Genomic DNA, 19,793 nt, shown 5'->3' on the forward strand with positions numbered 1-19,793 from the left:
GAAACATAGCCCGGCATATTGTCTCCCGAGGACGGCGAACCCGAGGTTTCGCCCAACTTCGGAACCTGTCAAGAGGCCGCGACGGTTGGAATGTCATCGGGCGACCCAGGCCTTTGCCAACCAGGCGCGCATTGATGTGCACGCAGGAACAATGCTCGACACAGGCGTCGGACGGCATTGGGACAGGTCCGCGATCAGGCCGGCTCCGGCCCCGCATGCGGGCGGCTCAAGCGAGATGCCTGGGTGCTGTGGCCCGAGGCTCCGCCCTAAGTGTCTGACTGAAAACGGCGCATGGAGGCATCCAATCCCGACCTGATAGAGCGGAGCCGGCTCGAAGTCGCCCGATCCAAGCCCTCTCACGTCGCTGGAATCCCAACCGCCCAGAGAGGCGGTGAGTTTTGAGTCAGACTCTAAGAGGTGGACTACCGGTCAGCGACCGCCGACCGAGCCGCGCTTGCTTGCGGCGAGAAGACGGATGCGAACCATGAGGCAACAGTCGGCGGCTGGGTTGCCGCCGGATCCTCAGCGGCCGAGGTCGTCGTAGCGGCCGTTCGCAGGGCGCCCAGGAGCCCCCTGCGCTTGGCTTCGTAATAGTAGCCCCGCGAATAAAGCGAGATCGCGCGGGCAGGATTGCCTCCTGCAACGAGATAAGCATTCGCGAGATAGGGAACCCCGTAAGCCAGATTCGTATCCGCATCGAGAAGGCCGGAGGCCGGACCCCTGTAGCCCATCCCGCGTGCCGTGTCGTGACGGATCTGCATGAGGCCGAGATGACCGCGATTCGCGGCACGGGGGTTGTAGCCGCTCTCCCGCTGGATGACGCGATGGATCAGGGCCTCGGGCACGCCATGCATCTTTGCATACCGCGCGACGAGAGCATCGATGGACACCTGATCGGAAGCTGTAGCGGGCAGCGCCACCACCGCCAGCAAGCAGCCAAGAGCGAGACGAGAGATCATGAATGCCCCCTGGATGAAGGGAGACAGTTCACGGCAGATCGCGGCGACTTTGTGTTAGCTTGGCTTTAACGCATCGGACGGGAGGCTCCGCACGGCCTCCTGCCGGCGGATCCCGGCCCAACGGATCCAGCTTTCCCACGGATGGTCGGGTTCCAATGGGCGAACCCTGGGGATTATGGGGACAAATGGCACCCTCGAGCCGAAACCCCATGCACCTCTACCAGCGAACCACGATCACCGTCTCGCTTCCATTCGCCAATTCGACGTTCTCCTGATCGGCTGCATCGGGACTTCGCTGCCGCGCGTTGCTGACGACCTCGACATCGGCCACTTCCGAACCGAACGCCTCGTCGACTTCGGCGACGCACAGGACGGTATTCGGATCGAGCCCCTCGATCTTCTTGAGAAAATCCGCGAGCTTCATGAGAGCAACCTCCTTCGGCGCACAACCGAGGGAAGGTGCGGATGTTCCAAGCGGGGCGCCGAATACCGAGATTGCACGTGCCGGGAGAACCCGGAGGATCGCGACGAAATTCCTATGATGTCGCTTGCCTTCGATGCTGTCATCGAACGCAGGGAAGATTTGCGGGCCTACCTCTTTTTGACGATGTATCGCAGGCACTGATCGGGACTGGCCCGGCTCGAATCGACCGGCGATTTCGCGCATTCATCGCACGCCCCCGGCCTGACCCCATCTCTTTCAGAAGCGTGATCGGGCCCTCATCGACCGTCGTTTCCGTCTCTGTTCGATGACGAACTTTCGATGCGGGGACTACGAGTCGAGTCTTGGCGTCAATGAGGCTTGCGTCGTTTGTTTCAGCGACAAGCATCCAAAATTGATACAAGTTGACAGAACCAACAAGATTCCACCTGGACTCCAACGGGCCGAGCACCGAATCGGCCAATGCTTGTCAAGCCCGTTTTGATCCGATATTCCCCTTGGTTACCTGAGGGTAAACAAGGGGAACTTACCATGAAGCAGTACCTGCTTTTCGCGGGCCACGAGGCCACCCAGGAAGTCGGAATGCGCGGATTCGTGCGGGATTTCGACTCGGTGGCCGAGGCGTTCCTGTCCCTCGTCGATGAGCAGACGCCGTCCGAGTGGTGGCATGTCCTCGACACCAAGACGGGTGAGGTCATCGAACGCCGGCACATCCGGATCAACAATGGCGTCATCGGATTCCAGAAATCGGATTGGGTCGTCGGTACGCCTGCCAAGACCGTCGCGATCACTGCGCCGGCGAGCAAGGCCTCTGACCTTGCGGAACTCGAGGCCGGATTGCGGGCCGTCGTCACGAGCGGGGTGAAGAACGGCAATGGCCATGCCAATGGGCACGCGAATGGCCATGCCAATGGTCATGCGGAAGCAATGGCCGAACACTGACGCGCCATCTTTACGGGCCGGGCACGGCTCCCCCGGCCCGAGGATGGAATACCTGGCGCTCGTGAGAGAACGAGTCTCACGAGCATTTGCCGTTTGATGCTTCGCAATCCGGTCGGAAGCAGGACGCGCGGCGTGGTCCATCCTGCTGCTCGAGAATCGTTAAGGCCTCCGTAATCGCTCGGTCCGCATCATGGCGGACCAAGAAGGAGATCGGCGGCACCGAACGGCTCTCATGCGCAAGGAGCGCCCTTATCGACACAACAGCCTCGAAGACCTCTACAGGCTGGCGAAGGAGCATTGGGAGAATGCCCTGTTCCTTCAAATCGTTATCGATGAGCTTGCCCAGCGCACGACGGAGGGCGCCCGCCGCCTCCATGGCGAGGTCGGTTCTCGTATCGAGCAGCTTCGAGGCGAGGAAGCCGGGGAGACCGAGCCCGACCCCCCACTACAGGAGCACTCCTCGGTCGCGGAGGCCATTGCGAAGGAACTGGCTCGACTGCGCATCGAGAAGGAGGCGGCCGAAAAGAAGGTCGCGGACCTGCAAAGCGTGCTGCTCCAGGCCCGAGATACGATCCGCTGGCAGGAGCGAAAGCTGGCCTCCGTAGCCCCTAGGGGCGGCAACCCGCTCTACCGGCGTGTCGGCCTGGACGAGGGATGCCCGGATTTCGTCCTGAAAGCCGTCAGGACGGCCTATCGGAAGCAATTGCATCCCGACGCGCGGCCGGCCGACGAAAAGGAGGAGGCCGAGCGACGCTTCAAGGAAGCCGAGACCGTCTTCAACAACCTGTTCGCGTTACGGAAGATCCGTGGGTAGGGCGGGGCGCGCGCTCGGTGTCGCTCTCCGGAAATATCCTTCACGGATTGCGGTTCTCCGCGAATTGCGCTGCATCTGAGACCGGGTGCATCCAGGGCTCACGGCGCTTCGTCCAGAGCTCACGGACCGGCGTGAGCCCGGTCGGGGCATCATCCAGGGTCCCGAGCTTGATCTCGACCTCGTCGCTCTCGTCACTGGCTTGGAAGAGCCGCGAGCCGCAGGTCGGGCAGAATTGCCTGTGGCCCCAGCCTTTCGTCTCTCCCGTGACCTTGAAGCGCGCCTTCGGCCAGACCGCGAAGGCCATCACGACGCTGCCGGTTTCCTTGCGGCACGTCGTGCAATGACAGAGCCCGACACGAACGGGATCGCCGTCAACGCGAAACCGCACCGCGCCACAACTGCAACCGCCAGTTCTCGTTTGGTTCATGTCGGCTCTTCCCGCTTTGATGATTCCACGTCCTGGACCCGGGCTCGACTGCGTGCTAACCGCACGCCCCATTTTGCCCGGACGCGCCCTGTAACGTCGCCTCGGCACGGACCATGGAGCGCACCGCATTATGACATACCGGCTTGCCATCTTCGATTTCGACGGCACGCTTGCGGATACCTTTCCGTGGTTCCTGCGTGTCGTGAACACGGTCGCCGACCGCTTTCGATTCAAGCGGATCGAGGAGCACGAAGTCGAGCACCTCAGAGGCTGCAGCGCGCGCGAGATCGTGAAGCACCTCGAAGTGCCGCCGTGGAAAATGCCGCTCATCGCGCGACATATGCGGGTCCTGGCCGCGCAGGAGATCGACCTCATCCACCTGTTCGACGGCGTCACCCCAATGCTCCGTCGCCTCTCCGAAGCGGGATTCCGGCTCGCGATCGTCAGCTCGAACGATGAAAGGAACGTACAGCGGATTCTCGGTGCGGAGCTGGCAGGGCTCGTTCACCAGTACGAATGCGGTGCGTCCATCTTCGGCAAAGCGGCGAAGTTCAAGCGTGTTCTGCGCTCGAGCGGTGTCCCGGCCACTGAGGCCATCTGCATCGGCGACGAGATCCGGGACCACGAAGCGGCGACCGCCGCTGGTCTGCGGTTCGGCGCCGTCACATGGGGATTCACCCGCGGCGATGTCCTGCGCGCCCTCCAACCCGCTGCGGTGTTCGAAACTCCGCAGGAGATCACCGCCGCTCTCCTGGATCCATCTCAGGCCATCACGATCGCGGTCCAAGCGGGAACGACCACGCCTGCAGGCCCATAGCGTGCGTCGTCGAAGAGCGCGGCATTGTCCGATGGCTCGAGGTTGAGCTCGCAGGTGCGGATCCCGTTGGCTCTCGCTTCCGCGACGAAGCCGGCTGCGGGATAGACCGAGCCCGACGTGCCAATCGCGACAAACAGATCGGCCCTGCCGAGCGCGCCGTAGATCTCGTCCATGAAGAGCGGCATTTCTCCGAACCAGACGACGTGCGGGCGGAGTCTTCCGGCTCGCCGGCAATGCGGACACGCGGTATCGACCGTCAGATCCTCGCGCCAGCCCGTGACGGCATCGCAAGCGATGCAGCGCGTCTTCAGGAGTTCGCCGTGCATGTGCACCACGTGCCTGGATCCGGCCTGCTCATGGAGGTCATCGATGTTCTGCGTGCACAGGAACAGGCTTCCACCGCGTTCGGCGAGCGCGTGTTCCAGCCGCGCAAGGGCTTGGTGCGCCTCGTTGGGAGTGGCGGCAAGGAGATTGCGCCGCCGCATGTTGTAGAACGCGTGAACCGTTCGAGGATCCCTGGCGAAGGCCTCTGGAGTCGCGAGCTTCATCGGATCGAAACGCGCCCAGAGTCCGTCCTTGTCGCGAAACGTGCCGAGGCCGCTCTCGGCCGAAACGCCGGCGCCGGTGAGTACGAATACGTTCATGCTGCCTTTGCGGGTAAAGGACACATTGGACCGAACGCCCGAAGATAGCTGCTCCCGCACCCGGGCGGGAAGGGGCTCGCTCACCCTCCGGGGCGACGACGGGCTGGGCGCGAGCGTCGTCGCGAACAGCAGGACCGCCCGCCATCCTCGCCCAACCTGACCCTCGGAGGAACGGAACGCCGTTCGCGCTCGGATGGGGTTTGCCCCGGCGGAACGAGCGGGCTAGGGAGGCAGTTCATGGCGACAGGGTGCTTCAAACTTGGCCGCGCGCCGGGGCTCCCCGGCCGCAATTTGGGGCGGGCGACCTCCGCCTGACGACGGGACCTGATGGCGCGGATTCTCACCTATAACGTGCATCGCTGGATGGGCACCGACCGCCAGATCTCGCCGCTTCGGGTGGCCGATGTGATTGCCTCCTGCGAGCCGGATGTCGTGGCTCTGCAGGAGGTCCGTGTCGGGCGCACGCGGCCGGGCTCGGTGGATCAGGCTGCCCTGGTAGCGACCCGGCTCGGCATGGAGCTTCACTTTCAGCCGACGATCCGCGTCTTTGGCGAGCAGTTTGGGATCGCGGTGCTGACCCGGCTTCCCTCTCGGCTCGTCCATTCGGCTCGCCTTCCGAGCCTGTCGGGTGAGCCCTCCTTCGAGAAGCGCAGTGCACTCTGGGTTTCGGTAAATGTCGGCGACACCGAACTCCAGGTCGTGAACGCGCATCTGTCGCTCCGCTCACGAGACCGGCTGACCCAGGCGGAAGCGCTCGTCGGCCCCGAGTGGCTCGGGCATCCGGATTGCCGGCGCCCCGCCGTGCTCATGGGGGACTTCAACGCTCCGCCGCAATCCCGGGCCTACCGCATTTTCGCGAGCCGCCTCGTCGACACCCAGAAACGAAACCCGGCGGGCGAGCCGGAAGCGACGTTTCATACCCGCGCACCCGTGCTGCGCCTCGACCACGTCTTCGTTACGGAGGGCGTCCGCGTGGTCTCCGCGGCGCCGGTGCGCAACAAGCTAACGAAGATCGCCTCCGATCACTTTCCCCTTTTGGCGGAACTGCATTTCACCGCAAGCCCTGCGGCCCGAGCCGGCGCGCACCCTCCGGAAGCGCGTGTGTCGATCTGATCGGCGCCGATCGGATCGACTTGGCGTTCCTGCAAAGCTTTCCATCGAGAACTGCACGATTCTGTGCATTGCCGGAGGCAGACGGGCTGCCGATATCCCGCTCCACGACCGGGCATCTTCCGCTTGGCCGGATCATGAGGAGTCGTTTCGATGAAGCTATACTATGCTCCAGGAGCCTGCTCGCTGGCCCCACACATCGTCGCATGCGAGGCCGGACTGAACCTCGATCTCGAGAAGGTGGACCTGGGGGCTCACAAGACGGAGTCCGGACGGGACTACATGACCATCAACCCGAAGGGCTATGTTCCGGCCCTGGAGTTCGGGGCGGGCGAAGTCCTCACCGAGGCGTCGGCCGTCATGCAGTACCTGGCCGATCAGGCGCCGGGCGCCGGTCTCGTTCCGGCCCAGGGCACGCCCGAGCGGTATCGGGTGCTCGAGTGGATCGGGTTCATCAGCACGGAGCTCCACAAGGGGTTCGGCCCGCTCTGGAATCCGTCGACCCCGGACGCGGTTCGGCAGGCGACCATCGATAGGTTGCGTCAGCGCTTTGCCTTCGTCGAGGAATCGCTCGCGAAGGGGCCGTATCTCGCGGGCGAGCGTTTCACGGTCGCGGATGCCTATGCCTTCACGATCCTGAACTGGACGAAGATCCACAAGGTCAGCCTCGCCGATTACCCGCGGATCCGCGCCTTCATGGACCGCGTCGCCGCGCGTCCGAAGGTCCAGGATGCTCTCCGGCAGGAGGGGCTGCTCGGGAACGCGGCCTGACCGTGCTAGGGGCCCGCGCCCGATGCGCCGGGCCGCGAGTGCATTGCCTTCCAGCGCGAACGTTGTAGAGCGCAGGGGCGCCGGGTTTCGGCGCCCCTTGTCCTTTCTCTCATGCTTCCTCTTTCGATCTTCATCATCGCGCGCAACGAAGCCGATCGCATCGGCGAGACGATCCAGGCCGTCCGGGACCTCACGGACGACCTCGTCGTCGTGGATTCGGGCTCAGCCGATGGGACGCAGGCCGTGGCTGCCAAGCTCGGCGCCCGCGTGATTCACAACGACTGGTCGGGCTACGGGCAGCAGAAGCGCTTTGCCGAGGACCAGTGCCGGCACGAGTGGCTGCTCAACCTTGATGCCGACGAGGTGGTGCCTCCGGACCTCGCCTCGGAGATCAGGGCGCTCTTCGAGCGGGGCGAGCCCCCGCTGCAGGCCTATGCCTTCCGGATCGCGGAAGTGTTCCCGGGAGAATCGGCGCCTCATCGGCTGGCCTATGCCTTAGCGCCGGTGCGCCTCTACCGGAAGTCGGCGGGCCGCTACTCGCCGTCCCCGGTCCACGACAGGGTGGTGCTGAATCCCGGCGTGAAGGTCGGGCGCCTGAGGGGAGTGGTCCGGCACTATTCGGTGCGCTCACTCGGGGACCAGATCGCTAAGCTGAACCGCTACTCCGACCAGCAGGCGGAGGATCTGGACGCGCGCGGCGTGTCGATCCCAGCTTGGCGCGTGTTCGTGGAGTTCCCAGCGGCCTTCCTAAAGGCCTATTTCGGCCGTCGCCACGCCCTTCGGGGTACCTACGGGTTCCTGACGGCGATGAACTACGCGATCTCGCGCCATCTGCGCCTCGCCAAGCACATCGAGCGGCGCCGGGCGGACGCGGCTTCGGGGCGTGCTCCAAGGAACGGCGCGGCGCGGTAAAGCGACTCCGGGGTGAGGTGACCTGGCTCACCGGGAGCGAGGAGGGGCCGGGGACCAGTCGCTGTGCCGCGCTTTGTGCCGCAAGGGACCACTTTCGTTCACAGTGTCGGCGCTAATGGCATTGACCCGTAGGGCTCGAATCCCTAAGGAAAACGTCATCGGAGACGTGGCCGAGAGGCTGAAGGCGGCGGTTTGCTAAACCGTTATACGGTCAAAAGCCGTATCGAGGGTTCGAATCCCTCCGTCTCCGCCATCCAAGCAACTCGTAGAAATCGAAACCGATTTCCGGACGGATGTGGTTCCGTTCTCCATTTTTGTTCGTCACGCGAAGCGGCGGATAGGAACTTCCTGCACTATCCACCACCGCGGGATTGCGGATCTATCCGTTATGGTCTGGCCGGCCCGAGAGAGAGTTTGGTAGAGTTGCAGGTGCGGTAAGCAGCGCACGGATTGCTGCTCTTCGACATCTTGTTGGGGTCGGAGCAGCCACGCGCAGTCGGCGTGAAGTCTGCAATGCAGGCGGTCACGGGTGACGCGTTCATCATCGGACCAATTCCGCGCATGCGAGTGGCGGTCAATTTGGCGCTATTGACGCACGTTGCGTAAGGAAGACACGTCCTGAAGTCCGGAGATGGCACTTTTTGCTCCTCCAGCGTTGTCGTCAGATGCGACCTGCATGCTCGGGAGAGGTCTGTCATGGGTTTGCGACTGTCACCGGAAGCACATGGAACGCTTCGTGCTCTCGCATATGCGCGCCAAGCGCGAGGCGTTGAGCCCAGAATTGCAAAGGAGTTGGCTGCTCATGGGTTTGTCGAGTATCGCGGCCGAATGCTCGTAGTCACAGATTTAGGGCGAGCTGCTGCGGGTCTGAATCTTTGACTGGCTTCCAGGTGCTTCTGAAAGCAGTGCGGTGCACTACTCGCTCCGTTGCGCAATCGATTGAGCACGCACGCTCATCTTCGAAGTGACGCGCGACGTTCGGCCAGCGCGTGTGCGTAGAGCCAGAGAGGCACGCGCAACAGCTCACGCTCCGCGGCAGCCAGCTTCGCACTCACCGTAACGCAAGCGCACGCGAACTCGGCAAAGAATCTTCCCTTTGTGCGACATGGCACCGACACATGGGCATTGACGGCGTTAATGCCACTTCATGTTCGGCGCGTCGTGGCAGGCCTGATCACCCTAGACCGGAGCCTAGAGGCTTCCACGCCGATCAGATCAAAGGCCCCGCCCACAGGTGGGGCCTTTCTCGTCGAGCGACATGGCTGGAATCGTCCAGCTACTCCTGACCACCCTGGAAAAGCCCCGCTCGGCGGAGCGAGCGGGGAAGTCCAGAGGAGAGAAACAGCGAACCGGGATCACATCCGGCTCGAGTGCAAATTGCGCCGATCCGGTTAAGGGCAGGTTTACGTTACGGAATGCTCTGAACCCTGGGGCGCTGTTCGAATATCGGCTGTCGTTGTGACCCGTAGACTCTCCGATCACGGCGTTCCTACCGCTGAGGGGCAACAGCGAGGGCTAGACCGGCTTGCATGAGCTTCCCGCGCGTCCACGGCGTCGAGTCGCTCCCGGACAGTTCGCTCCCGCGTCCTGTCCCGAGGACGTCGTCTTGTGCGAGGGTTCAGGGAACTGCCTCTGAATACGGCCGTTGGCTTGATAGTCCTGCGCGTGAGCGCTGGCCTGATCGTCCCGGATCAGAGCCGAAGGGCTCCCGTCTCGATTGAGGCGTGGCTCCGGAAGAGGGCTTTTCGTTAGCCCGATCTACTTGGGAGGAAATCATGTCGGTCGTGAAATTCCTCGAATTATCGGCCCAATCTCCAAACAGCTATGAGGACGCAGTCCGCCAAGCCGTGGAGCGGGCCTCGAGCACGCTTCGCAATATCCGCTCGGTCTGGGTCAAGGAGTTCGAAGCGGTGGTCGAGAACGACAAGGTGTCCCAGTTCCGGGTCCTCGTGAAAATCTCGTTCCAACTCGAAGAAGGTGGCAGCGCAGCCTGAACGGGCGCCCTCGGTTGCACCTCCAGCCTCGCTTCAGCGGGGCTTTTTCGTGACCGCTCCGAGGAACTCTCCTTTGCCTGTGCGCCGCATGTAGTGGGGTCGACGACCAGAGCCGCCACGCATTGTTCACGGCGCCACTGCCCGGAACCGGACGCCAGCTTACGACTGGCGTTCAGGCTGCTCGAGCGGCCTCGATCACCCTATCGGGGAGGTGCCTTCTTCGCGGCCGCCTCCATGGCCTTGGGATCCTTTTCGGTTCCGGCCTTGAGGACCTCCGCTGCTGCCTCCTGCTCCTGTTTCGGAGAAGCCGGGGCCGGCGCGGTATCGCCTCGCGCCTCCAATCCCTGCTCGGGTGGCTTTCGGCTGCCCGACTTGGCAGCAGCCTCGAGAGAGCGAAGAGCCTCGGGCTGCTGGCCCTTTCCGGTGTTCTGCGATCTGTTGGGCATTGGCTGAACTCCCTGCGACAGCTCGAATGAGGGCTTGCGCACGTAAGGCCACCAGGAAGGGCAGCCTGCCTTCTTAGCGTGGCCGCTATTTCGTCCGGGACGGGACCATCCCTTCGATCCGCGAAACGGCTTGCATGCACTCGGCCTCCTTGCCCTGCTGGTCGAACTGCTTTGCCTCTTGAACCATTCGCATGGCCTCACTCGCGTTCTGGCTCTGTGGGGTCGAAGCCGGAGTCGATGCCGTCGAGCCGGTCGTCGTCGGCCCCTTTAGCGCCGGACCGCTGCCCTCCTGTTGCGCGGTTATGGATTTTTCCAGCTCGGCAAGACGTTGGGTGCACGGTCCCGCAAGAGCAGGCCCGGCAAGGACGATCGCTGCTGCCGAGATGACGACAAGCCGCCCAATCATGTAGGCCTCCTGTTCCGAAGCCCCTCCAATCAACACGCCCGGTCCGGCGTCGTTCCAACCCTCCTCACAGAGCGGCCGCCGTCACATCAGCTCGGTTGCTCCAGCAGGCTAATCGCCTTGGAGCGGGAAGATTGACCTTGACAGGAATGGCCGACGTCGCCGCCGCGCCGATTACGGCTGTGTGTCGTTGGCGCGATCGAGTTCCCTTCCCGGGAGCCAGACTTCCGTCTCGGTGCAAGCGTGGCTGCGCATGACGGTCGTCTGGTAGCTCACTGCGCCCGTGTTCCGTGCGAGCTGGGTTTGAAGGCTCGCAAATGCCTTCTCGCAGGCTTCCAACGAGCTATGATGCGAGATGGTGACAGGCGAGGTGTTATAGTGTCCGCTGAGGACCGTGAGAACGAACATCATTTTCAGCATCTTTGATCTCCTCCGGCCAGGGTGAGTGCTCGTATCGGAATGTAGCGCATCGGGAGTGACGGTATCAGCGCCGATGTGGCCTGCGATGCCGATCCGGCCGGCGAGTCGAACCTGGGCTGCTCTGCGCCTCCCGCACTCACACCCATTTCGTCATTGCGAACGCAGTGAGGCACTCCAGGAGTGTAACGGTCGATGGGTAGATTGCTTCGCCTCCGGCTCGCAAGGACGGAGGTGCGGCAGAAGCGGCAGTGCATCACGCCTTGGGCCCGCCATGACGGCAGTGGGTCCGGCGCTACTCCGGTTCCGGCCCTGCACCTCCCGCCCTCAGACCCTCATCGTCATTGCGAACGAAGTGAAGCAATCTACCCGTCAACGGATGCGCTCTTGGATCGCTTCGCCAGCGGCCCGCAATGACGGAAACCGCAACGGGACAGACAACGCATTGTCGTCTGCGGTTCACTATGACGGAATGCGGAAAGAGTGTGTCTAGTAATTAAGGCCGAGCCACTGCTTCACCTGCTCGTGCATGTCGCCCTGGAAGTGCTCGCGCGGTCCTGCAGCCGTTACCTCGCCGAGGCTGATCACGTAAGTGAAGTCCGACAGTTCGATCACCTTGCGGATGTTGTGATCGACTAGGAGGATCGCCATGCCCTCGCGCGTGAACAGGCGGATCCAGTCGAAGACCTGTTCGGCGATCTTCGGGGCCAATCCGATGCTCGGCTCGTCGATCATGCAGAGCTTCGGGCGGAGCAGGTAGGCCTTGGCGAACTCCACCGTCTTCTGCTGCCCGCCGGACAGCGAGCCAGCGGGTTGCTTGAGCTTGTCGCGCAGCATCGGAAATTGCTCGAGCATGGTCTCGAACCGCGTCCGGTCGGCAGTCGCCTCGTCGCGCGAGCCGCGCAACTCGCGGAGGCGGCGCAGTGGGATCATGAGATTGTCCTGGACGCTCATCGCCGGGAACAGACTCGATTCCTGAGGGATGTAGGACAGCCCGAGCCCGACAAGCTCATGCGGCGGCAGGCCGGTGATGTCGCGGCCTTCGAACAGGACGCGGCCCAGGCGCGGACGCAGGAGACCGCACGCGACCTTCATCACCGTCGACTTCCCAGCGCCGTTGAGGCCGATGAGTCCGCGGATCGCATGAGCCTCGACTTCGATCGACACATCCCGCAACACGTCGATATCCGCCGAATAGCCGGCCGTCACCCGTTCGAGACGCAGCACCGCGGTCATGCTGCTTGCCCTCCGAGATAGGCCTCGATCACGACCGGGTCATCGAGGACGAGGCGCGTGGCCTCATCGGCAATGACGGTTCCGGCATTCATGCAGACGGTCCGCGGGCAGAGCTCCATCACGATCGGCATGTCGTGGCTGACGAGGATGAAGGTCTGGCCCTCTGCATGGCGCTTGCGCACGAAATCCGCCATGATCTGGCGCATGGTCGGATGCACGGCGGCAAAGGGCTCATCGAGGAGAGCGAGCCGCGGCGGGACCATGAAGCACGAGCCGAACTCGAGCAGCTTCTGCTGCCCGCCGGAGAGCTGGCGCGCATCCAGGTTCATCACGCGCGTCAACGTCAGTTCGTCGAGCAATCGCTCGGCGCGTCTGTGCGCCTCGTCGGAATCCAGACCCAGCGCGCGCCCGGTCACGAGGAGATTGTCGAGCGCGGTGATCCGTCCGAAGCCGCGGGTGAGCTGGAACATGCGCAGCACGCCGCGCCGGGCGATCCGGTCCGGTGACAATCCCAGAAGCGACTGCCCGTCGAGGAGCACCTCGCCGCGATCGGCCGACTGGTGCCCGCTCAGGATGTTGATCAGCGTCGTCTTTCCGGAACCGTTCGGTCCGATCAGGCCGATCAGTTCGCCGGCCGCAACATCGAAGGATACATCCTCGAGAGCGCGAACGCCTCCGAAGGATTTGCTGACGTGACGGATCGTGAGGAGAGCCATGGCGCAATTCAAGCCGCTGTGCCGGCACCCGCGCTGGTCGCGCGCGGGGGTGCAAGTCGCTTCAGGGCGAGCTGGATAAGACCCCAAAGACCTTCGCGGAAGAAGCGGGCGATCAGGATTACGAGGATCGAGAAGACGATGAGGTGGTAGCCGCCGGCCTCGCGCAGCGCCTCCGAGCCGAGATAGACCAGGAAGGCCCCGATGATCGGGCCGACCAGCGTCCCCATGCCGCCGATCACGGCCATGCTGAGAACGAAGCCCGTCTGCAGGACGAGGCCGATCTCCGGGCTGATCAGTTGCGCGAAATGGGCATAGAGGGCTCCCGCGAGCCCGCAGATGGCGGAACTCGCCACGAAGGCCATGACCTTCCAGCGCACGACCGGAACTCCGCGGCTGCGGGCCGCGATCTCGTCGTCCCGGATCGCCTGAAGAAATAGCCCGACCTTCGATTTGAGCACGAAAAAAATGCCGACCTGAACGGCGACGAGCACGGCCAGGAAGAGGTAGTAATAGGCGAGGCGGCTCGTGAAGAGGCCGGGCACGTTCAGGCCGAGATCGCCTCGCGTGAAATCGATCGAGTTGCCGATCACGATCCGCATGATCTCGGCAAAGGACAGTGTCGTGAGGCCGAGATACGGGCCGTAGAGCCGCAAGGCGACCCAGCCGAGGACGAACCCGAACAGGGCTGCGGCCACGATGCCGACAGGGATCCCGATCCAGAACGGCGCCTGCAGGTGGTAGGACATGAGCCCTGTCCCATATGCGCCGATCATCGCGAAGGCGGCCGGCGCGAGCGAGATCTGGCCCGTATAGCCCGCCAGTACGTTCCAGCCTGCCGTCTGCAGGGCGAAATACATGCAGACGATCAGCACGCCGAGCCAGTACTCGCTCGTGACCACCGCAGGCGCGAGCGCCACGACGGCGAGGACCAGGAGCGAGGCGATGAATTGCCGGTTGGCGCGGGTTTCCGAGTTGTCGATCATACTTCCCGCACCCTCTGGCCGAGCAAGCCCTGCGGCCTGAAGAGGAGAACCAGGATCAGGATTGCGAGACCGAAGGTGTCCCGATAATCGTAACTGATATACACGGCGGCGAAGCTCTCGAGAATGCCGAGCAAAAGGCTCGCGATCAGCGCACCGCCGATCGAGCCCATTCCACCCAGAACGACGATCACATACGACTTGGTCGCGATATACAGGCCGACATCCGGCGAGGCATTGATCAGCGGCGCGAGCAGCGCGCCCGCCAGAGCCGCCAAGGCGCCAGAAGCCGCGAAGACGAGCATGCTCACGCGGCTCGGATCGATCCCGGCGAGAGAGGCGCCGAGCCGGTTCTGCGATACTGCCTGGATCTGCTTCCCCCAGAAGCTGAAGCGCATGAACAGGAAGACCGCGATGATCACGCCTGAGCCTACGATGGCGGCGGTAAGGCGGTGCCCGCTCATCATGAAGGGGCCGAGCCTGAGACGCTGGGCCTCGACAAGACTCGGTCCCCGCATCGGGTATGGACCGACCACCTTGTCGACGAGGTTGATGAGAAGAAGCGAGAGCGCAAAGGTGACGATGATCGCGTATTCGTCCTTGGCGATGCCCCAGGAGGAATAGCCTGCATAGAGGGGGCGGATCAGCAGGCGCTCGGTGATCCATCCCAGCAGCGCGCCGAGCAGGGGAGCCGCGACGAGCGCGAGCCATGGGTCCACGCCGAGGGCCAGCGCCACCAGTGTGAACGCATAGGCGCCGACCATATAGAACTCGCCGTGTGCGAAATTCACGATGCGCAGGATACCGAAGATCAGCGACAGGCCGATGGCCATGAGGGCGTAGAACACCCCCGTGATCAGGCCTTGGAAGGCGAGGTCGAGTGCCAGCATCTTGCTTGCAAATGCCTGACGAGCGTGAACGGCGGGAGCCGCTGGAAGTGGAGCGCGGTTGGCGCGGCGGACAGCCGAGTCGACGATCTCGCCGCGCCCTCGATTGGACCGAGAACGGTCGCTGCCGTCAGCGCGCCAGCTTCGACGTGTCGAGCGGCTTTCCGGGTTCCTGCACGAGGGGCGCCTTGCTCAGCGGCTGCTTCACTTCCGTAAGCTGATAGGTGACATACGGAATTTCGACCCATTGCTGGAACGTGTAGCCGGGCTTCTGCGAAAACTCGATCGTGCCGCGCGTGCCCGTATACTTGGTGTCCTTGAGGGCCTGGATCATTTGCGCGGGATCTGTCGAGTTCGCCCGCTTGATGGCGTCGACGATGAGAAACAGGGAGTCGGCCGCCTGGAAGATCAGCCGGTTGGGCTCGTTCTTCGTGCGCTTCGTATACTCGTCACCAACCTTTTTCCCGATTTCGGGAATGTTCATGCTCGGGTGATAGAGGCCGAACGAGAGCATGTTTTTGCCGGCTTCGCCGACATTCGCCCAGAAATCCGGATAGTCCGCGATGCCCGCGCCGTCGTAGAACCAGGTGGTGGCCGAGGGGGCGACGCCCTGCTCATAGAGCTGATTCATCACGATATAGGCTGCCGGCGGCAGCATGATATTGATGACCATGTCGGGAGGGCTGCTGCGCAGCGGAAGCACCGCCGGCGTGAAATCCTTCGCGGCCCGGTCGAGCGTCTCATAGCGGAACTTGACGTTGGGCGCCTTCTCCTTGAGGAATTCGGCGAGCGCCTTCGCCTGTCCGATGCCGTAATCCGTGTTCTCGGCGAAGGCCAGGACGTTCTTGACGCCCATATGGCTGATCACCTCGGCCATCGCGCTGGCGACGCGGGTGTTGTAATTGCTGGGATTGAAGACTTCCGGATACCCCTTCTCGCGGATGACATCCGACCAGCCATTCGTGTTGATGTAGGGTACCTTGTAGCGGTGCGCGACCTCGATCTCGGCGAGGACATTCGAGCTCTGGTGCTCGCCCGTCAGGGCCACGACCTTGTCGTTGGTGATCAGCTTCTCGGCGGCGGAGCGACCCTTTTCGGGAACGCCCTGGCCATCCTCGATCACGAGCTCGATCTTCCGCCCGAGGACGCCTCCCTGCTGGTTGACCATGTCGCGGGCGATCTCGAGACCGTCCTTGATCTGCGTGCCCTGGACGACTGAGCCGGGTGGCGACTGGGCGATGATCACGCCCACCTTCACGGGCTCTCCGGATTGGGCTGCGGCGATCGTCGCACTGCTGACCGCTGTGGCCAGGGTCACCAAGCCTAGGATGGCGCGGCGAGAAACCGAGTAGGGCATTGCGTCTCCTCCTTTTGCAATCTTTGCCCCATGCTGCCAGCAATGTTTCCATCGCGCCAGTCCGAGGAAGAGGTTTCGCACCGCATCAAGTCGATCATTGACGCCACCGTCCTCATCCACTTTTCGCCCGTGGAGGGAAAGGTCGGACGCTTACTGTCCGGACAAGGAAAACACTTCGCACCTTTGTCGAACGCGTGAGTTGCGCTGTGCTTGCACGTGTCGCGCTGCCGCCTCCGTCAACGGGAGCGGTGGCCGCGTTCAACGGCACTCATCGACGCTTGGACATCTATGAAGAGGCCAAGCAGACCCGCAGAGGAGAAGCGGATGTCGCCCCATCGTAACCTGGCCCATATTGTGACCGCCCTCGTGTTTCTGTCAGGCGCGGCTGGTCCGAAACCAGCCGTTGCGCAGACGGCTGCCGACTACTCATCCGCATTCACCGGCCCGCTCACGGAAGTCCCACCTGTCCATCGGCTCAGTCAGCCCCGAAAGGTGTATGTGCCTGCCTATTCCGCGATCCGATTGGCCAGCGGGCGGACGAAGCTGAACCTCGCCATGACCTTGAGCATCCACAACCTCTCCGAGGAGCGGCGACTCATCATTCTCCAGACGGACTACTTCGATACCTCGGGCAAGCTGCTCCAGCGCTACGTTCCGGAGCCGATTGCGGTGGGTCCGCTCGGCACGGTCGAAGCTTTCGTGCCGGTCGAGGACACACGCGGCGGAACGGGTGCGAACTTCGTGGTCGAGTGGGATGCCGAGGAAGCGATCCCGGAGCCTCTCGTCGAGGCCGTCATGATCGGGCTGGAGGGCACTCACAGCTACTCGTTCGTGAGCCGGGGCAAGGCCATGATCACCCCGTCACGTTGAGCGCAGCAAAGCCGATCCAGTAACGGTCGAATTGTTCTTCCGGCTGCTTCTAAGAATCCCCCTCATCGGGGATGTTGAGGGTTGTTCCGCATGCCTTGCAGTGCACGGCGTCGGGATCATGGCGCTGCAGCCCGCAGTTCGGGCAGGGAAAGCGCACCTTGTTGGGCCGGAACAAAACCTGAGCCAGGCGCAAGAAGAGCGTCACCCCGAAGATCATGATTACGACCGTGAGCATCCGCCCGGTCGTGCCCGGCAGCGTAATGTCGCCGAACCCCGTCGTAGTCAGGGCCGTGACCGTGAAGTAGAGCGCATCCGCGTAGTTGCCGATGTGCGGGTTGGTCCAGTGCTGGGTCTCGTAGACGATCCCGGTCATCACGAAGAGAAACACCGACAGGTTCGCGACCGCGACGATGACTTCCTCGTTGCGGCAGAAGAAGGGGCTGTCGGCGCGCAGTCGCGCGAGGAGCTTGTAGCTGTGCAACAGGCGCAGGGTGCGCAGGATGCGAAGAAAGCCCGCGCCTTCACCTGAGATCGGAGCCAGGAAGGAGATGGCCACGACGAGGTCGATCAGCGTGAGCGGATGGAGGAGGTCCCGCCAGCGGTGCCGGCTGATGAGCAGACGGGCAGCGATGTCGGCGAGGATGGCGAGCCCGAACAGCATGTCGAGCTTCTCGACCAGAGGGATTCGCGGCAGAAACGAGGTGGCGACGATGAATAGGATCGTCGTGACATCGAAGATGAGCAGGCCGTAGCGGAAACAATGGGCCTGAGGCGTGTCGCCCTCGTAGAGGTCGCGAATCCGAACGATCCAGCCGCCGGGAGCTCCCTCTCTAAGGCTTGATGGCTGCCGATTCGGGCGGTGGCCCGTATGGCCGGCTGGGCTCATGGAGCGCTCTCAGGACATGACCGCGCCAGAGTAGTGGAATTTGAGAGGCTACGTTAGGACCTCGGGCCCCGCGGGAGCCCTGGGCTCCTGCTGCGGTTTATTCCGACGACGCCGTCCCACACGCGCACTTCGTGACCGGGCGTGACGGTCGCAAAGTGTCTGTTGGCAGCCTGATTGGCACCGGGTCCTCCGCGTCCGGATGCCGTCAAAATCAGGCCCGATAATGAGCGTGCGGTATGGATCTACCCTGTCACGCCAGTGCCTCGGTGAGATTCCGTGGCGTCAGAAGAGGTCTGCGGGCGAGGGCAACTCAAGCCCTTTACTGGTTCTCCGGCATCAACCGGCGCCGGTCCTCGGCCGCGAACAACTCGGCTGTCTTGAATGCCACCTCCGTCCGGTTCCTGGCCTTGAGCTTCTTCATGATGTTGCGGACATGAACTTTCACCGTGCTCTCGCACATGTTGAGTTCATACGCGATCATCTTGTTGGCTTTCCCCTCGCGCAAGGCTTTCAGCACCGCTGTCTGACGGCTCGTGAAACCGCTTCCGCTATTCTCGGCGACCGTCTGATCCGAGGTCTCGATCGTGCGGCGGCAGGTCAGAAGGCTGCTGACGGGAACGTATGTTCCGCCGGCAGCGACGAGGCGCATCGCCTCGACCGCAACGCTGAGCGGCAAGCTGGACGGAATGTATCCCCGCACGCCGCTGTTCAGAGCACTGATGATCTCCTCCGGATCTTCTTCGTCCGAGAGGAGTACGACCGGAGGGGCGTCCGCCGTTTGCTTGATGAGAGCCAAGTCACGACCGAGTTCCTGCCCATGGGGTTGCTTGACGTGCAGGATCATCACGCAAGCGGGTGCCATATTCTGACTTTGCTCCACCCACTCGGCAGCGGACGAGAACGACAGGACGGTGGATCCCGCGTCGGTCGCCTTCAGAGCATACGCCAGGCACTCGCGGCTCAGCACTCGGCGATCCACGAGCGCAATGGTCCGTTCAGTTGGTTCTGATGTCTGAAGGAGTCTGGTGGCCTCTGCCCCTTTTGACATGCTGGTCAATCCTTCTGTGTGGCAATGACTGCAGTTTGCGTCTTCATCTGATACGCCGGGCAAGTCCATTGTGAGCTCGACGACACGAGTATTTAACGCATTGTCAACAGTGGTTCGTCAATTGTTCCTTTGCGAAAAGCTGTCGTTCGCATCAAAGACCGGCAAGTCACCGAGCTGGCGATGGGTACGTCTATTTGCCTCTATTATAAGGCGTTTTCAGCTCGGGCAGGGGCAAGGGCCGAGTCCTGTCTTCAGCTATTGAAGTATTCTGTCTACCTCTTTCGGCCAATACGATGACTTTCGCTTGCCTGCCGCAAAGTCACCTTCATTAGGTTCGATTCGGCCCGCAAATCTCACGGGCCATGAGCAGGGCGATTGCGCGTTCGGTCACTCCAGCACCCGAGGTTGCCATTGTGAGCCGCTATTTCTTTCATCTCGTGGACGATTACGACATTATTCCCGACGAGGTCGGGATCGAGGTGGCCAACCTCAAAGAAGCCTACGTTGAGGCCACCAAAGCGATCGAAGAATTCCGGCTGGAGCACTCTGTCGACGCCGCCGATTGGGAGGATTGGCGGATCGAGGTGACGGACGCTTGGGGCGATACAATTCTGACGCTCCCGCTGAGCGGCATCGGATTCTGCAGCATGACTCTTGTGGAGCGAGAACAAACCCTGTCCCGACACTGAGCAGCAAATCGAACCGAGGTGAACGG

23 protein-coding genes and 1 tRNA gene are annotated in these 19,793 nt (G+C 62.9%); 10 read left to right on the top strand and 14 right to left on the bottom strand.

Annotation, left to right across the window (positions count from 1 at the left end; translation table 11 throughout):
* Window positions 1-422 precede the first annotated feature (422 nt).
* Window positions 423-959: a lytic transglycosylase domain-containing protein gene (locus BN1233_RS17115; protein WP_063776636.1), complete on the bottom strand. Its 537-nt coding sequence runs from the start codon at window positions 957-959 to the stop codon at window positions 423-425.
* 217 nt (window positions 960-1,176) lie between these two features.
* Window positions 1,177-1,383 carry a hypothetical protein gene (locus tag BN1233_RS17120; RefSeq protein WP_046865032.1) on the bottom strand — a complete coding sequence of 69 codons (207 nt, stop codon included), beginning with the start codon at window positions 1,381-1,383 and terminating at the stop codon, window positions 1,177-1,179.
* A 549-nt stretch (window positions 1,384-1,932) separates the two neighbouring features.
* Between BN1233_RS17120 and BN1233_RS17125 the strand changes: the two genes are divergently transcribed.
* Both BN1233_RS17125 and BN1233_RS17130 read left to right on the top strand, forming a co-directional pair.
* Window positions 1,933-2,343, top strand: coding sequence for a hypothetical protein (locus BN1233_RS17125; protein WP_046864810.1), 411 nt, complete (start codon window positions 1,933-1,935; stop codon window positions 2,341-2,343).
* Window positions 2,344-2,575: 232 nt separating this feature from the next.
* Window positions 2,576-3,157 carry a J domain-containing protein gene (locus BN1233_RS17130; RefSeq protein ID WP_048708045.1) on the top strand — a complete coding sequence of 194 codons (582 nt, stop codon included), beginning with the start codon at window positions 2,576-2,578 and terminating at the stop codon, window positions 3,155-3,157.
* A gap of 40 nt (window positions 3,158-3,197) precedes the next feature.
* Here BN1233_RS17130 and BN1233_RS17135 read toward each other — a convergent pair whose 3' ends face one another.
* Window positions 3,198-3,584, bottom strand: a complete 387-nt coding sequence (locus BN1233_RS17135; RefSeq protein WP_046864812.1) for a GFA family protein — start codon at window positions 3,582-3,584, stop codon at window positions 3,198-3,200.
* Between the two features lie 130 nt (window positions 3,585-3,714).
* On the opposite strand from BN1233_RS17135, the gene BN1233_RS17140 reads away from it, so the two are divergent.
* The gene (locus BN1233_RS17140) at window positions 3,715-4,401 is read left to right on the top strand and encodes an HAD hydrolase-like protein (protein WP_046864813.1); all 687 of its coding nucleotides are present in this window, start codon (window positions 3,715-3,717) and stop codon (window positions 4,399-4,401) included.
* Here the strand turns inward: BN1233_RS17140 and BN1233_RS17145 are convergent.
* Entirely contained in the window at window positions 4,347-5,045 is a 699-nt protein-coding gene (locus tag BN1233_RS17145) for an NAD-dependent deacylase (protein ID WP_046864814.1), read from the bottom strand. The two genes, BN1233_RS17140 and BN1233_RS17145, sit on opposite strands and share 55 nt — an antisense overlap.
* A gap of 327 nt (window positions 5,046-5,372) precedes the next feature.
* On the opposite strand from BN1233_RS17145, the gene BN1233_RS17150 reads away from it, so the two are divergent.
* The 5 genes from BN1233_RS17150 (at window position 5,373) to BN1233_RS17170 (ending at window position 9,832) form a co-directional block, all read left to right on the top strand.
* Window positions 5,373-6,158, top strand: a complete 786-nt coding sequence (locus tag BN1233_RS17150) for an endonuclease/exonuclease/phosphatase family protein (protein WP_046864815.1) — start codon at window positions 5,373-5,375, stop codon at window positions 6,156-6,158.
* A 150-nt stretch (window positions 6,159-6,308) separates the two neighbouring features.
* The gene (gene gstA, locus BN1233_RS17155) at window positions 6,309-6,926 is read left to right on the top strand and encodes a glutathione transferase GstA (protein WP_046864816.1); all 618 of its coding nucleotides are present in this window, start codon (window positions 6,309-6,311) and stop codon (window positions 6,924-6,926) included.
* Between the two features lie 111 nt (window positions 6,927-7,037).
* Window positions 7,038-7,838 (top strand): glycosyltransferase family 2 protein, encoded by an 801-nt coding sequence (locus BN1233_RS17160; RefSeq protein WP_046864817.1) that lies wholly within the window; start codon window positions 7,038-7,040, stop codon window positions 7,836-7,838.
* A gap of 160 nt (window positions 7,839-7,998) precedes the next feature.
* Window positions 7,999-8,091 (top strand) — tRNA-Ser (locus BN1233_RS17165).
* A gap of 1,522 nt (window positions 8,092-9,613) precedes the next feature.
* On the top strand, window positions 9,614-9,832 hold the full coding sequence (locus BN1233_RS17170) for a dodecin family protein (RefSeq protein WP_046864818.1): 219 nt from the start codon (window positions 9,614-9,616) through the stop codon (window positions 9,830-9,832).
* A gap of 200 nt (window positions 9,833-10,032) precedes the next feature.
* Here BN1233_RS17170 and BN1233_RS17175 read toward each other — a convergent pair whose 3' ends face one another.
* The 8 genes from BN1233_RS17175 to BN1233_RS17210 form a co-directional block, all read right to left on the bottom strand.
* Window positions 10,033-10,278: a hypothetical protein gene (locus tag BN1233_RS17175; protein WP_046864819.1), complete on the bottom strand. Its 246-nt coding sequence runs from the start codon at window positions 10,276-10,278 to the stop codon at window positions 10,033-10,035.
* Window positions 10,279-10,363: 85 nt separating this feature from the next.
* A complete protein-coding gene (locus BN1233_RS17180; protein ID WP_048708041.1) occupies window positions 10,364-10,684 on the bottom strand; it encodes a hypothetical protein in 321 nt (106 codons plus the stop codon).
* Between the two features lie 171 nt (window positions 10,685-10,855).
* Entirely contained in the window at window positions 10,856-11,101 is a 246-nt protein-coding gene (locus BN1233_RS17185; RefSeq protein WP_046864821.1) for a hypothetical protein, read from the bottom strand.
* A gap of 486 nt (window positions 11,102-11,587) precedes the next feature.
* On the bottom strand, window positions 11,588-12,334 hold the full coding sequence (locus BN1233_RS17190; RefSeq protein WP_046864822.1) for an ABC transporter ATP-binding protein: 747 nt from the start codon (window positions 12,332-12,334) through the stop codon (window positions 11,588-11,590).
* A complete protein-coding gene (locus tag BN1233_RS17195; RefSeq protein WP_046864823.1) occupies window positions 12,331-13,050 on the bottom strand; it encodes an ABC transporter ATP-binding protein in 720 nt (239 codons plus the stop codon). The genes BN1233_RS17190 and BN1233_RS17195 overlap by 4 nt, the downstream gene beginning before the upstream one ends.
* Before the next feature lie 8 nt (window positions 13,051-13,058).
* Window positions 13,059-14,033, bottom strand: a complete 975-nt coding sequence (locus tag BN1233_RS17200; RefSeq protein ID WP_046864824.1) for a branched-chain amino acid ABC transporter permease — start codon at window positions 14,031-14,033, stop codon at window positions 13,059-13,061.
* Window positions 14,030-14,920: a branched-chain amino acid ABC transporter permease gene (locus tag BN1233_RS17205; RefSeq protein WP_046864825.1), complete on the bottom strand. Its 891-nt coding sequence runs from the start codon at window positions 14,918-14,920 to the stop codon at window positions 14,030-14,032. The genes BN1233_RS17200 and BN1233_RS17205 overlap by 4 nt, the downstream gene beginning before the upstream one ends.
* 127 nt (window positions 14,921-15,047) lie before the next feature.
* Window positions 15,048-16,274 carry an ABC transporter substrate-binding protein gene (locus BN1233_RS17210; protein WP_046864826.1) on the bottom strand — a complete coding sequence of 409 codons (1,227 nt, stop codon included), beginning with the start codon at window positions 16,272-16,274 and terminating at the stop codon, window positions 15,048-15,050.
* Between the two features lie 324 nt (window positions 16,275-16,598).
* On the opposite strand from BN1233_RS17210, the gene BN1233_RS17215 reads away from it, so the two are divergent.
* On the top strand, window positions 16,599-17,144 hold the full coding sequence (locus BN1233_RS17215; RefSeq protein ID WP_052763827.1) for a DUF3124 domain-containing protein: 546 nt from the start codon (window positions 16,599-16,601) through the stop codon (window positions 17,142-17,144).
* Window positions 17,145-17,193: 49 nt separating this feature from the next.
* On the opposite strand, the gene BN1233_RS17220 is transcribed toward BN1233_RS17215, so the two are convergent.
* Complete coding sequence (locus BN1233_RS17220; RefSeq protein ID WP_187144310.1) at window positions 17,194-18,030, bottom strand: potassium channel family protein; 837 nt, start codon at window positions 18,028-18,030, stop codon at window positions 17,194-17,196.
* A 319-nt stretch (window positions 18,031-18,349) separates the two neighbouring features.
* On the bottom strand, window positions 18,350-18,997 hold the full coding sequence (locus BN1233_RS17225) for a response regulator transcription factor (protein ID WP_048708038.1): 648 nt from the start codon (window positions 18,995-18,997) through the stop codon (window positions 18,350-18,352).
* Window positions 18,998-19,491: 494 nt separating this feature from the next.
* Between BN1233_RS17225 and BN1233_RS17230 the strand changes: the two genes are divergently transcribed.
* A complete protein-coding gene (locus BN1233_RS17230) occupies window positions 19,492-19,767 on the top strand; it encodes a DUF6894 family protein (protein WP_147707350.1) in 276 nt (91 codons plus the stop codon).
* Window positions 19,768-19,793 lie beyond the last annotated feature (26 nt).

The organism is Microvirga massiliensis, from assembly GCF_001006805.1.
GTDB lineage: Bacteria > Pseudomonadota > Alphaproteobacteria > Rhizobiales > Beijerinckiaceae > Microvirga > Microvirga massiliensis.